Annotated in this window: 13 protein-coding genes; 8 read left to right on the top strand and 5 right to left on the bottom strand. The window is 65.0% G+C overall.

Annotated elements, in window-relative coordinates; all coding sequences use genetic code 11:
* The first annotated feature begins 82 nt into the window (after positions 1-82).
* Together U5A65_RS11245 and U5A65_RS11240 are read left to right on the top strand one after the other, a co-directional pair.
* The gene (locus tag U5A65_RS11245) at positions 83-2,323 is read left to right on the top strand and encodes a TonB-dependent receptor (protein WP_321946290.1); all 2,241 of its coding nucleotides are present in this window, start codon (positions 83-85) and stop codon (positions 2,321-2,323) included.
* 200 nt (positions 2,324-2,523) lie between these two features.
* Entirely contained in the window at positions 2,524-3,966 is a 1,443-nt protein-coding gene (locus U5A65_RS11240) for an NAD-dependent succinate-semialdehyde dehydrogenase (RefSeq protein WP_321946289.1), read from the top strand.
* A 32-nt stretch (positions 3,967-3,998) separates the two neighbouring features.
* On the opposite strand, the gene U5A65_RS11235 is transcribed toward U5A65_RS11240, so the two are convergent.
* Positions 3,999-4,397, bottom strand: a complete 399-nt coding sequence (locus U5A65_RS11235) for a GFA family protein (protein WP_321909272.1) — start codon at positions 4,395-4,397, stop codon at positions 3,999-4,001.
* Between the two features lie 224 nt (positions 4,398-4,621).
* Here U5A65_RS11235 and U5A65_RS11230 point away from each other — a divergent pair, with 224 nt between their 5' ends.
* Together U5A65_RS11230 and U5A65_RS11225 are read left to right on the top strand one after the other, a co-directional pair.
* The gene (locus U5A65_RS11230; RefSeq protein WP_321946288.1) at positions 4,622-5,680 is read left to right on the top strand and encodes a catalase family peroxidase; all 1,059 of its coding nucleotides are present in this window, start codon (positions 4,622-4,624) and stop codon (positions 5,678-5,680) included.
* Positions 5,677-6,219, top strand: a complete 543-nt coding sequence (locus U5A65_RS11225; RefSeq protein ID WP_321909276.1) for a cytochrome b — start codon at positions 5,677-5,679, stop codon at positions 6,217-6,219. The genes U5A65_RS11230 and U5A65_RS11225 overlap by 4 nt, the downstream gene beginning before the upstream one ends.
* 51 nt (positions 6,220-6,270) lie before the next feature.
* On the opposite strand, the gene kdgT is transcribed toward U5A65_RS11225, so the two are convergent.
* Positions 6,271-7,287: a 2-keto-3-deoxygluconate transporter gene (gene kdgT / locus U5A65_RS11220; RefSeq protein ID WP_321946287.1), complete on the bottom strand. Its 1,017-nt coding sequence runs from the start codon at positions 7,285-7,287 to the stop codon at positions 6,271-6,273.
* Between the two features lie 289 nt (positions 7,288-7,576).
* On the opposite strand from kdgT, the gene kduI reads away from it, so the two are divergent.
* The 3 genes from kduI (at position 7,577) to kdgR (ending at position 10,176) form a co-directional block, all read left to right on the top strand.
* Positions 7,577-8,413 (top strand): 5-dehydro-4-deoxy-D-glucuronate isomerase, encoded by an 837-nt coding sequence (kduI, locus tag U5A65_RS11215; RefSeq protein ID WP_321946286.1) that lies wholly within the window; start codon positions 7,577-7,579, stop codon positions 8,411-8,413.
* Positions 8,414-8,456: 43 nt separating this feature from the next.
* A complete protein-coding gene (gene kduD, locus U5A65_RS11210) occupies positions 8,457-9,227 on the top strand; it encodes a 2-dehydro-3-deoxy-D-gluconate 5-dehydrogenase KduD (RefSeq protein WP_321909282.1) in 771 nt (256 codons plus the stop codon).
* Between the two features lie 127 nt (positions 9,228-9,354).
* The gene (gene kdgR, locus U5A65_RS11205) at positions 9,355-10,176 is read left to right on the top strand and encodes a DNA-binding transcriptional regulator KdgR (RefSeq protein WP_321946285.1); all 822 of its coding nucleotides are present in this window, start codon (positions 9,355-9,357) and stop codon (positions 10,174-10,176) included.
* Here the strand turns inward: kdgR and U5A65_RS11200 are convergent.
* From U5A65_RS11200 to U5A65_RS11190, 3 genes are read right to left on the bottom strand one after another with little or no spacing between them, the layout of a single operon-like run.
* Complete coding sequence (locus tag U5A65_RS11200) at positions 10,173-11,678, bottom strand: efflux transporter outer membrane subunit (RefSeq protein ID WP_321946284.1); 1,506 nt, start codon at positions 11,676-11,678, stop codon at positions 10,173-10,175. The two genes, kdgR and U5A65_RS11200, sit on opposite strands and share 4 nt — an antisense overlap.
* A 16-nt stretch (positions 11,679-11,694) precedes the next feature.
* Positions 11,695-13,284, bottom strand: a complete 1,590-nt coding sequence (locus U5A65_RS11195; RefSeq protein WP_415764599.1) for an MDR family MFS transporter — start codon at positions 13,282-13,284, stop codon at positions 11,695-11,697.
* Positions 13,274-14,413 (bottom strand): HlyD family secretion protein, encoded by a 1,140-nt coding sequence (locus tag U5A65_RS11190; protein ID WP_321933543.1) that lies wholly within the window; start codon positions 14,411-14,413, stop codon positions 13,274-13,276. Before U5A65_RS11190 ends, U5A65_RS11195 begins: the two co-directional genes overlap by 11 nt.
* A gap of 95 nt (positions 14,414-14,508) precedes the next feature.
* Between U5A65_RS11190 and U5A65_RS11185 the strand changes: the two genes are divergently transcribed.
* The gene (locus U5A65_RS11185; protein ID WP_321909290.1) at positions 14,509-15,231 is read left to right on the top strand and encodes a CerR family C-terminal domain-containing protein; all 723 of its coding nucleotides are present in this window, start codon (positions 14,509-14,511) and stop codon (positions 15,229-15,231) included.
* Positions 15,232-15,303 lie beyond the last annotated feature (72 nt).

Below are 15,303 nucleotides of genomic sequence, written 5' to 3'. Positions count from 1 at the left end.
AATATTCCGGACGCTTTCAAGGCGGTTACGCATCAAGACCACCTTTCCGCCGCATCTGTCGCGACCAATTCATCAGAAGAATATGCATAATCCTGCCGCCGCACGCTGCTCCCGCCTCGACACCGTTCGCTTCCGTTTATGCGCTCCGCGCGCCCGCCGTGCCCAACTCAGCGCCGCGCTGCTGGTCAGTGCCGGCGTTACGCTCATCACGCTTTCCACGCCTGGCTGGGCGCAGGAAAATGCCCAGGCCGAAACGCAAGACAGCACGCAAACCGGCAGCACCCAGGCCCTGCCCACCGTCAAGGTCAGCGCCGCGCGCGACAGCCAGGCGGCCTCGCCCGATCGCGTGAGCGCGGGCGCGCTCGGCAATCGCAGGCAGGTGGACACGCCGTTCTCGACCAACGTGGTGACAACGGAGGAAGGCAAGGATCGCCTCGCCTCCACGGCCAACGACCTCTTCAAGTACGACCCGGCCGTGACCGATGTCGGCAACAACATGACCGGCGAAAACTCGGCGTTCAGCATTCGCGGCTTGCCGGTCGACATGCTCAACGGCGTGAAGGTGGACGGGCAGAACTTCCCCTCGTGGGACACCGAGCTTTCGCTCGAACAGTTCGAGCAAGTCGAGATGCTCAAGGGGCTTTCGGGCTTCATGTACGGTTTCGCCAACCCGGGCGGCATCGTCAACTACGTGCTCAAGCGACCGACCGACGACCCGTACCGCAGCTTTTCGATCGGCTACCAGTCGGCGGGCGTGCTCAGCCAGAAGATCGACCTGGGCGGCCGCTTCGGCCCGGACAAGCAGTTCGGCTATCGCCTCAATCTCGTGAACGAAGACGGCAACACCGCCGAAGCGAACGGTCACGTGCGCCGCCAGGTGGCCTCGCTTGCGCTCGACTACCGCATCACGCCGGATCTCACGTGGACGGTCGACGCGTTCTACCAGAAGCGCAAGACCACCGGCACGCTGTTCGGCATCTACTTCGGCTCCGACGAGAACGGCAATCCGCTGGGCATTCCCGACGCGAGCAAGGTCACGCGCCAGCTCACGCAGCCGCAAAACTGGTACGAAACGGAGATCGCCTCGTTCGGCACGGGGCTCGACTATCGCTTCTCCGAGAACTGGCACGCGAACATCAAGTACCGCTTTGCCAAGGAAAACCGCTACAACTCGGACAGCCTGCTCTCCGTCTTCAATACGCAAGGCGACTACTACAACACGCTGTATGCCGCGTTGACGCGTTACTTCTATCAGAACGTCGATGCCAACGTGCAGGGCACATTCAACACCGGCCCGTTCAAGCATGACGTGGTGGTGGGCGCGAGCTACCAGTCGCAGCAAAACGAATACGACAACAGCGAAGGCTGGAACGACGGCTATTTCCTCGGCGTCGGCAATATCTACGGCAGCACGCTGCTCACGAACGACGCGGTGCATATCGGCGAGAACCTGTACCGCCACGAGATCACCACGCAAACCGCGCTCTACGCGAGCGACACCGTGCAACTCACTTCGCGCCTCTCCGCGCTGCTGGGTCTGCGCTATACGCAGTTCCGCGACACCACCTACAACCCCGATCAGTCGCAGGCGTCGAGCTACAGCGCAAATCCGGTTACGCCAACGGCCGCGCTCATGTTCAAGCTCGACCCGAATTCGACGCTCTACGCGAGCTATGTCGAAGGCCTGCAGCAAGGCGGCGCGGCGAGCAACACGAATGCCAACTATCCGCAGACCTATGGCCCGCTCAAGAGCAAGCAGTACGAAGTGGGCTTCAAGGCCGACCATCGCGACTGGGGCGCCAACCTCGCGCTGTTCCGCGTCGATCAGGGCTACGAGTACACCAATACGGCGAACATCTTCGTGCAGAGCGGCACGAAGCGCTACGACGGCGTGGACGCGAGCGGCTGGCTGCAGGTCGCCAACGACTGGCGCGTGCTGGGCGGCGTGATGTGGCTCGACGCAAAGGCCGTGGACGTGGACGACCCGAGCGTGGAAGGCAAGCGCGTGTACGCCACGCCGCGCTTCACGCTCACGGGCCGCGTGGAGTACAACCCATCGTACCTGCGCGCGCTCACGGTCGCGTTCGGCGGCAAATATGTCGGCAATATGGCCGTCGATGCCGCGAACACGCAGTTCGTCTCCGCCTATACGACGTGGGACCTGAGCGCGAAATACGAAACCCAGGTGGCCGGCAAGGACGTCACGCTGCGCGCGGGCGTGAACAACCTGTTCAACCGCCGCTACTGGACCGCGGCGTGGGGTTATTACGTGATGCCGTCGGCCACGCGCACCTTCGTTGCCAACGCAACGCTCGAATTTTGACGGGCTGACGCGCTTTTCTCATAGTGTGGGTTAAAAAGGGCCAATGTCTCCGGACATGGGCCCTTTCCTTTTGCACGCCCTGCAGCATCGGCGATCCAGTGGCACAATGGGCGCTCCGCATTTTCCGGCTCCCGCCTGCGCGCATTGCCGTGCGCGCGGCGGGAGCCTGTCGTTGAACCGTTGAAAAGGATCGTCCCATCATGAGTTCCAGCGTGAAGCCCTATCCCAACACCCAGATCTACATCGACGGCGCATGGCGCGCCGGCGCGAAGACGATTGCTGTGATCGACCCCGTGACCGAAGCGGAAATCGGCCGCCTGAGCCTCGCGAGCGAGCAGGACCTGTCCGATGCGGCCACCGCGGCCGAGCGCGCGTTCCGCGAATGGCGCAAGGTTTCGCCGCTCGAGCGCAGCAAGCTCATGCGCCGCGCCGCGCAACTGCTGCGCGACCGCGCCGACGACATCGCCGCGATCATGACGCGCGAACAGGGCAAGCCGTTTGGCGAAGCGAAGCTCGAAACGCTCGCGGGCGGCGACACGATCGACTGGTTCGCCGAAGAAGGCCGCCGCACCTATGGCCGCGTGATCCCGTCGCGCTCGGACGCCGTTCGCCAGATCGTCACGCGCGAGCCGGTGGGCCCGGTCGCCGCGTTCACGCCGTGGAACTTCCCGCTCAACCAGGCCGTGCGCAAGGTGTCGGCCGCGCTCGCCTCGGGCTGTACCGTCGTGCTCAAGGGACCGGAAGAAACGCCGGCCAGCTGCGCCGAACTCGTGAAGGTGTTCGCCGACGCGGGCCTGCCCGCAGGCGTGCTGAACCTCGTGTTCGGCGTGCCTGCGGAAGTGTCGTCGTACCTGATCGCGCATCCGGCCATCCGCAAAATCTCGTTCACGGGCTCGACGCCGGTGGGCAAGCTGCTCGCCTCGAAGGCCGGCGAGCACATGAAGCGCGCCACGATGGAGCTGGGCGGCCACGCCCCGGCCATCGTGTTCGCCGACGCCGACGTTCCACGCGCCGCCAAGCTGCTCGCGAGCGCGAAGTTCCGCAACGCGGGACAGGTCTGCATCTCGCCCACGCGCTTCATGGTGGAAGACGCCGCGTATGACGAGTTCGTCGAGCACTTCGTTGCGACCACGCGCGCGATCAAGGTCGGCAACGGTCTCGAAGACGGCGTGCAAATGGGCCCGCTCGCGAACGACCGCCGCCTCGCGGCAATGGAACGCCTCGTGGCCGACGCGCGCGAACAGGGCGCAAAGGTGCTGACGGGCGGCGAACGCGTGGGCCGCGAAGGCTACTTCTTCGCCCCGACCGTGCTCACCGACGTGCCGCTTTCGGCGCGCATCATGAACGAAGAGCCGTTCGGCCCGATCGCGCCGATCTCGCGTTTCTCGAGCTACAAGGACGCGATCGCCGAAGCGAACCGTCTGCCGTACGGTCTCGCCGCGTATGCCTACACGCGTTCGAGCGCGACTTCGGCAGCACTCTCCGACGACGTGGAAACCGGCATGCTGTCGATCAACCACCACGGCCTCGCCCTGCCGGAAACGCCGTTTGGCGGCGTGAAGGATTCCGGTTACGGCTCGGAAGGCGGCAGCGAAGCGATGGAAGCCTACCTCGTCACGAAGTTCGTTACCGAACATCGTTGATCGCTTCTCGTTGAAGCGCGCTTCCCGGCCGCTTACGGCTCGGGAAGCGCACGCGGAAATTGTGGCAAGCCGTCCGCGAGTTGCACCCACGCCAGCTTTTGCGAGGTCCAGGTGTGATGCTCGGGCGGCGCGTCATCGGGACGATCGAGCGTGCCCGTCGCCACGTCGATCTCGCCCGCGAACGCCGCATGGCGGTAGGTGAGCGGCGTGCCGCAGTCCGCACAGAACGCGCGCTCCACACCCGGACTGGATACATGCGTTTTCGTTGCGCCCGCAACTAGACGGAACGCACTCCACGGCACGCTGACCCAGCCGACGAACGGCGCACCCGAGGCGCGCCGGCAATCCACGCAATGGCACACCGTGCTGCCAATCGGCGCAGCTGAGATCTGGTAGCGGACCTTGCCGCATAAACAGCCGCCAGTCAGCATCGCTCTCTCCTTTGCACATCGATTGTGACCACCGCTTTCAGCGCTGTAATCACAGCCCGCCCGAGCATCGTTGCACGATTTCACTTCGCACACGGAATAAATCGCAATGACGTATTGTTGACGCCAGTAACGGCCTTCACGCCCTCGACTGGATCCATCATGCACACACTCGCACACTTTTCGCTTTCGATCGCGTTGCGGCACGCGCGCACGGGAGCACGCCCGTGAACCGCGCCCCGATCTGCGTGCCATGCCGGCTCGCGGCCATTGCGGCCGTGGTGGGTTGCGCTGGCGCGGCATTTGCATGGACGGCCGGCTGGCTCACGCCGGAACGCCTCACCGCGCCGCATATCATCAATACATTCGAGTCGAACTACGGCATCCATGCGGGCTATCGGCGCAATCACGCCAAGGGGCTCTGTGTGGAAGGCTGGTTCGAGAGCAACGGCAACGGCGCACAAGTCTCGCGAGCGGCCGTGTTCGCGCCGGGACGCACGCCCGTGATCGGACGTTTCGCCATTCCCGGCAGCAACCCCGCCGCGCCCGACGCGAGCACGCCCGTGCGCAGCATGGCGCTGCTCTTCCAACAGCAGGATGGCGAGCAGTGGCGCACCGGCATGAATTCCGTACCCATCTTTATCGTTCGCACTCCGCAGCAGTTCTATAGCCAGCTGGTCGCCTCGAAACCGGACCCGGCAACGGGCAAGCCCGACCCCGCGAAACTCGACGCCTTCTTCCAGGCGAACCCGGAAACGCTGCCGTTCCGCAACTGGCTGAAGGCGAACCCCCCCGCCTCCAGTTTCGCGAACACGGCGTTCTATAGCGTCAACGCATTCATCGCAACCGATGCCGCAGGCAACCAGCGCGCCGTGCGCTGGCAGACCGTGCCCGAAGTGGCTTATGCCCCGCAAACGGCCGCAGAAAAAGCCGACCCGAATTTCCTCGCCGACGACTTCAGCACGCGTTTCGCAGCGGGCCCGCTACGCTGGCATCTGGTGCTCACGGTCGCCGCACCCGGCGACCCCACGAACGACGCCACGCAGGGATGGCCCGCAGACCGCCAGCAAATCGACGCCGGCACACTGGTATTGCAGAGCGCCGAACCGCAGGCGAATGGTATGTGCCGCGACGTGAACTACGATCCGACCATCCTGCCCAACGGCCTGAAGCCTTCCGACGATCCCTTGCTCGCCGCCCGCTCGGCAGCGTATTCCGTTTCGTTCAATCGACGCACGCATGAGGAAGCCAAACTCGCGCAATCGCATGGAGGCGCGCAGCCATGAAACAACCGGGCCAACACTTCAGCGCACTCCAGCGCCTTCTGCATTGGTCGATGGCAGTCCTGATCGTCACGATGCTGTTCGTGGGCGTGGGGATGGTCGCGACGGTCTCGCGGCTGCATGACACCCTGCTCGCGCTCCACAGGCCGCTAGGTATCGCACTGCTTGCGCTCGTGCTGCTGCGCCTCTACGTCCGGCTCACGCGCGGTGCGCCGGCATTGCCCGCCGATCTGCCGATCTGGCAGCGCCTTGGCGCGCACGCTTCGCATCTCGCGCTCTATGCGTTGATGATCGCAATGCCGCTGATCGGCTGGTCGATGCTGTCCGCAGGCGGCTATCCCATCGTCATGTTCGGCGGCGTGCACCTGCCGCCCATCGTGCCGCACGATGTCACGCTCTACGCCTGGCTGCGCGCCGCGCATACATGGCTTGCCATGGCGCTCTACGCGACCGTTTTGCTACATCTGGGGGCTGCGCTCTTTCACGCGCTCATTCGCCGCGACGGCGTGCTCGCCAGCATGGCGCGTGGCGAAGTGCGCTGAGCGCTACGTGGGCGAAGCGAGGTTCCCGCGCGCGGGAACCTCGCCTTTACATCAAATGTGAGCGTCGCGTCCGGCCACTGGCGGCACGGGCGGTTCCATGAGTTCCTGAAGCAGCGCATCGCGCGCGCTTCGGCGACGCACCCACAGTGCCGTGAGCATCGGCACGAGGATCGCCGTCACGAGACAGGCGGTGGCGACCATTGCGGTTGCTGCCGGCACGAGCGGCTTGAAACTCGGAATCATCTCTCCGATGATGGCCGGATTCGCCACCGCCGCGCCCGCCGTGGACGAAGCCGCAAGCCCCGCCGCGCCGTTGCCGCCCGCAATCAGCCGGTCGGCGAGAATCAGCGGAATACCGGTCACGACGATCACGCCAAGCCCGAGCATCACGCCCGGAATTCCGCTCGTGACGATCACGTTCAGATCGATGCCGTTGCCAAGCGCAAAGCCGAAGAACGGAATGAGCGGATGCACGCAGCGGCCGAACAGTTCGCGCAGATCGCTGTCGAGATTGCCTAACGCAAACCCGACCAGAAACGGCAGCACGGCGCCCACGAAAAGCCGCGGCTCGAAAAAGGCCACACCGGTCGCGCCGAGAATGAGCATGCTCACGAGCGGCCCCGACTCGACGGACATCAGCACGAACGCGCCCGCCTCTTCTTTCGTGCCGTATTGCTGCATCACGGCCGCATAGAGACCGCCGTTGGTCATGTCCATCGACGTCGTGATGGCGAGCACCGAGAGCCCGGCGAAGAGCCCGGTCTTCACGCCGTCAATCGGGATGAAACGCGCCGCAACCAGCGTGGCAACCCAGGCCACGATCATCTTCGTGACGAGCAGCGTGCCGGACTTGCGCAGCACCGTGCCGGTGGCGCGCAGGTCGATGGTCGCGCCCATGCAGAAGAACCACACCGCGAGAATCGGCACGGTGCCGGTGATCAATCCATTGGTGAACGAACCAAAGTACTTGCCAGCGCCTGGCGCGAATGTGTGAACACAGGCGCCGAGCAGCAGCGGCACCAGCATCAGGCCGCCGGGTATGCGGTCTATTGCCTTCTTCAGCTTCATGTCTCCTCCGTGGACCTTGCATCCGGTTGCCGGATCGGCACGTTGGTGCGTCCGGCTTTTTCTCGCGGTGCTCCCTTTCCGGAAACAGGATAGCAGCGTGAAAGGAACGCTGTTCCGATTTTTGAGCCGAAAATCATCAACGTTTACCCGCGAATGATTCACTATCTGGGCAGACCGCTTGCCAAGCGTGCTACGGCGTCGCAACATTTCCGGACCGACGTTCCGAAAATGTGAATCTGCACTATAGTCCACGAGAGACGGCGCGCCACCCATCCAACGGAGACATGGCATGGAAGTCAGACAAAGCCTCAACAGCGACTACGCGAAGACGCTCGACACGGCGGGATTGCGTCGCGAGTTCCTGATCGAACACGTATTCGAACCCGATGCGCTGAAACTCACCTACAGCCACGTGGACCGCATCATCGTGGGCGGCGCGTTTCCGGCTACGCGCGCGGTCGAGGTGAGCGCCGCGCTCGGCAAGTCGATCGGCGTGAGCTATCTGCTGGAGCGGCGCGAACTGGGCGCGATCAATATTGGCGGCGACGGCTGGGTCGACGTGGATGGCGTGCGCCACACGGTGCGCAACGAGGAGGCGATCTATATCGGCAAGGGCGCACAGGCGGTCGCATTCGGCAGCGACGACCCGGCACGGCCCGCGAAGTTCTACCTCAATTGCGCGCCCGCGCATACCGCATATCCCACACGCACCATTTCGTTATCCGAAGCGTCTCCGCAAACACTCGGCGAAGCCGCCACGAGCAACCGCCGCACAATCTACAAGTTCATCGTGCCCGAGGTGCTGCCTACCTGCCAGCTTTCGATGGGCATGACCCAACTCGAACCCGGCAGCCTCTGGAACACCATGCCGTGCCACACGCACGAGCGGCGCATGGAGGTGTACTTCTATTTCAACGTGGCCGACGACGCCGCGGTCTTCCACATGATGGGCGAGCCACATGAAACGCGGCACATCCTCGTGCACAACGAGCAGGCGGTGATCTCGCCGAGCTGGTCGATTCACTCGGGTGTCGGCACGCGCGCCTATACGTTCATCTGGGGCATGGTCGGCGAGAACCAGGTGTTCGGCGACATGGACCATCTTGCGGTACGCGATCTGCGCTGAACCACGCTCTGGCATAGATCCACGATACGAGGCCCGCGCACTCATGGCATCCAGCACGTTCAATCCATTCGATCTCAGCGGCAAGATCGCCATCGTCACCGGCAGCAACACGGGGCTCGGCGCCGGCATGGCGCTCGCACTCGCACAGGCCGGTTGCGACGTCGTCGGCGTTTGCCGCGCCGGGCCCGGCGACACGCCTGCACGCGTCGAGGCCCTGGGACGCCGCTTTGTCGACGTGCGTGCCGACCTCGGTTCGATCGCGCCGGTGGAGGACATCGTGCACGCAGCGGTCGAAGCCTGTGGACGGGTCGACATCCTCGTGAACAATGCCGGCGTGATTCGCCGGGATGACGCCCTCACCTTCGGCGAGGACGACTGGGACGCCGTCATGGACGTCAATCTCAAGAGCGTGTTCTTTCTCGCCCAGGCGGCGGCGCGCCAGTTCGTCGCGCAGGGCAGCGGCGGCAAGATCATCAATATCGCGTCGATGCTGTCGTTTCAGGGCGGCATTCGCGTCGCTTCCTATACGGCCTCGAAAAGCGGCGTGCTGGGCCTCACGCGCCTGCTCGCGAACGAATGGGCCGCGCACGGCATCAACGTGAACGCGATCGCGCCCGGTTATATGGCGACCGCGAACACCGCCGCGTTGCGCGACGACGCCCAACGCAACGGCGAGATCCTCAACCGCATTCCCGCCGCCCGCTGGGGCGCACCGGACGATCTCGCGGGGCCAGTGGTGTTTCTCGCCTCGGCGGCGTCGGATTACGTGCACGGCCACACGCTCGCCGTGGACGGCGGCTGGCTTGCGCGCTAGTCCGCGCGGCGCGCGTGGGACGCGGTATGCTCCCGTCAGAGAGTCACAGGGACCAGCAACAATGGCGGCAAGCGTAGAAAAAGCAGCAAATTCGGGTATGGGGCAGCGCGGCGCACAGGAGCACGCAATGAACGAAACGGACAGCAGCACGGAAAAAGGCGAATCGGTCTCGTCGATCGGCCGCGTGTTCGCGATCCTCGGCGCGCTCGGCGAGAAGGGGCCGATCGGCATCAGCGAGCTTTCGCAGCGCCTCGCGCTTTCCAAAACCACCGCGCACCGCGTGCTGCAAACGCTGAAGGCGCTAGGCTATGTCGCGCAGGAAGTCGAAACCGACCGCTATCGTCTGACGATCCGGCTGTTCGAACTGGGCGCGAAGGCGCTCGAAAGCGTGGACCTCGTGCGCGAGGCCGACATCGAAATGCGGCGCATCGCGCAGGCCACGCGCGAAGCGGTGCACCTCGGCGCATTCGACGAAGACGCGATCATCTACATCCACAAGATCGACTGCGATTACGGCCTGCGCATGCAGTCGCGCATCGGCAGGCGCAATCCGCTGCATAGCACCGCCATCGGCAAGGTGCTGCTCGCGTTCATGCCGCCCGCCAACGCGCAGGAAACGCTCTCGCACGTGGAATTCAGAAAGTCCACGCAAAAAACGCTCACATCCGCCGACGCGGTGCTGAACATACTCCCGCACGTGCGCGAACAAGGCTATGGCGAAGACAACGAGGAACAGGAAGAGGGTTTGCAGTGCCTGGCCGTGCCGGTGTTCGACCGCTTCGGGCATGTGATCGCCGGCCTCTCGATCTCGTTTCCGACCATGCGCTGCGGCGCGGACACGAAAGCGCACTATGTGGCCCTGCTCAAGCGCGCGGGCGCGGCGATCTCGGCGCGGCTCGGCTATTGCGAGCCGGCCGCGCACGAGCATGCGAGCGCCGAACCCGGTTAGCCCGGCGTTGCCCCTGCAGCGGCCGTAGCCGTCGTCGTGGTCTGCCAGCCGAGACCCAGGCTCTTCTGCAGCGACACGAAGTCCTTGAGCAGATCGGCCTGGCCCGACACCACGTTCTGCTGCGCGGTGAATTCCGTGCGCTGCGTGTCGAGCAGATCGACGAGGCTCGACGCCCCGGCGCGATAACGCTGGCGCATGAGCGTCGCGGAACGCTCGGCGGAAACCTGCACTTTCTGCAAGGTCACGAGATGCTCGCGCTGATAGCCATAGCGCGAGAGCGAAGCGTTGGCGTCCTGCAGCGCCGCCAGCACGGCCTTTTCGTAGCGCGCCTCGGCTTCGTCGCGCGACGCTTCTGCGCCCCGCACCGCGCCCAACGTGCGCCCGAAGTCGAACAGGTTCCACTGCAGATACGGCGCCCCTACCCAGCTGAAATTGTTCTTGCGGAACAGGTGGCCCGGCTCCGCCGCCGAAAAGCCGAGGTCGCCGAACAGCGTGAGCTTGGGCAGGAAGTCCGCTACGTGCTCGCCGATCTGCGCGTTGCTCGAGGCGAGACGCCGCTCTGCCGCGCGAATGTCAGGACGTTGCGCAAGCATCGTGGTGGGATCGCTCACCGGCACGCTTGCGGGCAGCATGGGCAGCGGCTGCGCCGTGGCAAGCTCCGCGTCCAGCGCGCCAGGCGCCTTGCCCGTGAGCACCGCCAGCTGATCCAGCGATATTTCCACTTGCGCCGCGAGCGGCGTAAGGGTGGAGCGCGTGTTTTCCACCTGCGTGGTGAGCCGCTCGACGTCGACTTCGGCGGCGGTGCCGCCTGCGCGGCGCTGCTCGGTGAGCGTGAGCATCTCCTGCTGCAGTTGCGCCGTGTGCTGCGCGATGGCGAGGCGCTGCTGCTCGTCGCGCAGGTCGATGTAGGCCTGTGCGACTTCGGCGGCCAGCGATACCTGGGTGTCCGCAAGATCGGCGTTCACGGCATCGGCCTCGTCGCTCGCCGCTTCCACGGCGCGGCGCGTGCCGCCGAACAGGTCGATTTCCCAAGACGCGTCGAAGCCTGCCGTGTAGAACGTGATCGGGCCGCCGCCCGAAAAACCGCTCTGCCCCGAGCTGCTGCCCGACGTCAATGCGCTCAGGTTCGGCTCGCGCATGCGGATCGCCGCCGCGCTTGCGCCGACCTTCGGTAGTTCGGCGGCGCGTTGCTGCTGCAGTTGCGCGCGTGAGGCGCGCAAACGCGCCTGCGCCGCGCGCACATCGGGATTGTGGACGAGCGCCGCTTCGATCAGCGTATTCAGTTGCGGGTCGTTCAGTGCGAGCCACCATTGGCTCGGCGCACGCGCGGGTGTCACGCCTTGCGCCGGTGTGCGCATGAACGACGCGGAATTCGCCGCTTCGGGCGCTACGGCCGGTGCGCCGCGATAGTCGGGGCCCACGGTGCAAGCGGCCAGCGCGCAGGCGGCAGCGAGCACGCTCAACGCGGTATAGGGAAAACGGGAGTAACGGGTTGCCGTCATGAGTCAGAGATAATCTTCAGTGGCCGCCGGACGGCGCTTGCGCGCCGGGCTGCGGCTTCTTGAGCAGGAGCGCGAGCGGCACGCATGCCGCCAGTGCGATGCCGAGCACCCAGAATGTTTCGGAGTACGTGATAACCATCGATTGCTGCGAGATCTGCGCCGCAATCTGGCCGAGCGCCTGCATTTGCGAGTGCGCCATGTCGCCTGTCTGTGTGAACCAGCTGGCCGCGCTCGAAGCCACACGCTCCTGGCCGATGATCGAATTGGCACTCAGCGATTCGCGCAGCACGGCGCTATGAAACGCCTCGCGCCGGTCGATGAGCGTGCCGATGATCGCAAGGCCGACCGAGCCGCCCAGGTTGCGCGCCATGTTGTAGAGCCCGGCCGCGTCGCCGGAATCTTCGCGCGACACCGCCGCCATCGAAGCCTGGTTCAGCGGCATCATCGCGAGCATCTGCGCCACGCCGCGCACGAGCTGCGACCACACGAAATCGTGGCCCACACTCTGCGCCGTGAGCGAAATGTCGAGCATGCAGCTCAGCGTGAAGAGCAACAGACCGGACACGACCAGGATGCGGAAATCCACCTTGCCCAGCAAGCGCGGCAAGATCGGCATGACGAGGAACGCGGGCAGTCCCGAAAGCAGCATGATCGCGCCTGACTGCTGGGCGTTGTAGCCGGCCACGAGGCTCAAAAACTGCGGCAGCAGGTACGAAATGCCGTAAAGCCCGGCCCCCACCGCGAACACGATGATGATCACGCTCGCATAACGCGGATTGCGCATGAGCGAGAGGCGCAGAATGGGCCTTTTCGCGGTGAACTGTGAAAGCGCGATGAGCGCCATGCCCGCGAGCGTGACCCACGTGAGCGTGACGATGAAGTGCGACTCGAACCAGCGTTCGCGCTGCCCTTCTTCGAGCACGACGGTCAGCGAGCTAAGCCCCACCGCCAAGCCGATAATGCCGAGCCAGTCCGCCTTGAGAAAGGATTCCCAGTGCGGCCGGTCGGGTTCGAGCCCGACGATCAGCAGCGTGATGAGCGCGAGACACACCGGCAGGTTGATGAAGAAGCACCAGCTCCAGCTGATGTTCTCCGCGAGCCAGCCGCCCACGACTGGCCCGAGCAGCGGGCCGAGCAGCACGATCAGGCCGAACACCGTCATGCCCACGGGCAGCTGCGAAAGCGGCAGGCGCGTGCGGATGATGGTCTGGCCGGTCGGGATCATCGCGCCGCCGGTAAAGCCCTGGCCGATGCGCCCGGCGATCATCATGCCAAGCGTATTCGACCAGCCGCACATCATCGAAAAAGCGATGAAGAGCGCCGAGTTCGCCAGCAGGAAATTTCGCAGTCCGAATACACGCGTGAGCCACGCGGCGAGCGGAATCATCACGATCTCGGACATCAGATAGCCCGTGGAGATCCACGTGCCTTCGGTGCCCGTCGCGCCAATTTGCCCCTGGATCTGCGGCAGCGCCGAGTTCGTGATCGAGATGTCGAGCGTCGCCATCAACGCGCCGAGCGCGCCCGCCGCCACGGCGATCCAGTCGGCTACACTCGCGCGCTCGCCATGCGGATGCGGCACTGCTGCCGCAGCCTTATTCGCCACGGTGGTTCTCTTGATCGATACGGCGGTCGTCCTCGCGCGCGGAGCGCGTGTCGACATCGACCGTCACCGACATGCCCGGCAGCAATACGCTGCGCGTTTCCGGCCCGGTTTCGAGGCGGATGCGCACCGGCACGCGCTGCACGATCTTCGTGAAGTTGCCGGTGGCGTTCTCCGGCGGCAAGAGCGCGAACTGCGCACCCGTGCCCGGCGAGAAGCTGTCCACCACGCCGTGCAGCGTGTGGCCAGGCAGCGCGTCGACATGCAGTTCCACGGGCTGGCCCGCGCGCATGCGGCCAATCTGCGTTTCCTTGAAGTTCGCTGTGAGGTAAGTGCTTTGCACCGGCACGACGGTCAGCATGCGCGTGCCCGGCTGCACGTACTGGCCCACGCGCACGCTGCGGTCGCCCACGCGGCCCGCAAGCGCGCTCTTCACCACCGTGTTGTCGAGGTCGAGTTGCGACTGCGCGGCACTCGCACGCGCCGCTTCGAGCTGCGCGCGCGCCTGCGAAAGTTGGGCGTTCACCGCCGAGATCTGCGAGCGGGCGGACGTGACGGCGGCAGCGTCGGCAGCGAGCGTCGCCTGCGCCTTATCGCGTTCGCTCTTGAGTTCGGCCAGCCGCTCGGTCGTTTCCGCACCGGTCGCCGCGAGCGGTGCGTAGCGCGCCACTTCGTCGTTCGCGTGGCGCAGGCTCACCTGGGCGACTTCCTGCTGCGCCTGTGCCTGAACGACGTTCGCCCGCTGCTGCTCGATCTGCGCTTGCGCATGCTCAATGTCAGCCGTGCGCGCGTCGACAGTGGCCTGCGCCTGGTCGAGCGCGACCTGATACTGGCGCGCGTCGAGCTTCACGAGCGGATCACCCACCTTCACGGCCTGGTTGTCGGCCACGTAGACATCGGTGACGTAGCCGCTCACCTTCGGCGCGATCGTCACGCTGTCGGCCTGCAGATAGGCGTCGTCAGTGGATTCGATGAAGCGCCCGACAACCCACCAGTGGCCAAGCCACACCGCCGCGGCGACGAGCGCCGCGAGTCCCAGCAGGATCAGAAGGGTTCGTTTCGCGCCGCTTCGCGCGGGCGCGGTGGCGGCGTCCGGCACATCGCGTCCGGGCGCGCCTGCAGTCGTAGACATATTGTTGTTTCTCAATTTATTCCAGTCGGCAAAATTATTCCACTTGGAAAAACTGTGTCAAGTGTTATATTTCGCAGGGATACGAAAGGAAATGCATGAGCGAAGGTAAGAAACTGCGACGTTCGCCCGAAGGAGGCTATGCGCGTGGCGACGAGACACGCCGCAAGATCATCGAGGCGGCGATCAGCCTGTTCGGGCAGCACGGCTTCGACGGCGCCTCCACGCGCGATATCGCCGCGCGCGCGGGGGTGAACGCGCCGGCGTTGCAGTATTACTTCGAGAACAAGGAAGGCCTCTACCGCGCCTGCGCGGAGTGGATCGCCGACGAGTCGTGGCAGTCGTTTGCGCCGGCCGTGCAGCGCGCACGCGTTGCGCTCGAACGCAACGCGGACATCGAAGCGCTGATCGACGCGTTCATCGACATCCAGTCGGCCGTGGCCGACCGTTCCTTCGTCAAGCAGCACGGGCCGGACCAGCGCCTCTTCTTCGCGCGCGAACAGGGCGGCGGCGAGCCGGAGATCGGCTCGGAAATCCTGCGTGAGCGCGTGCGCACGCCGCTGAACACCATCAACGTGCAACTGCTCGAGCGCATTACCGGCATGCCGGCCGACGATCCGCTCACCGTGGTGCGCATGTTCAGTTTGTACGGGCAGTTTCTGCTGTTCTTCATCGCGCGCCGCTCCACGCTCACGATGCTAGGCTGGGACGACATCGACCGCGCGAAGGCCGACTTCCTGAAGGCGAGCATCGCGGAACAAACGCGTGTGCTGCTGCACCACTGGAATCGCGAGCGCGACAAGCACAATCGCTCAGAATAACTAAGCATTATTCAGGCGGCCGGCACACTCCTGCGGCGCCAGCGGGGAGCCCTCGCGGCGCGTTGCTGCGCA

This window comes from Paraburkholderia sp. J10-1, assembly GCF_905220165.1.
GTDB lineage: Bacteria > Pseudomonadota > Gammaproteobacteria > Burkholderiales > Burkholderiaceae > Paraburkholderia.
This window is presented reverse-complemented; position numbering and strand designations above follow the sequence as displayed.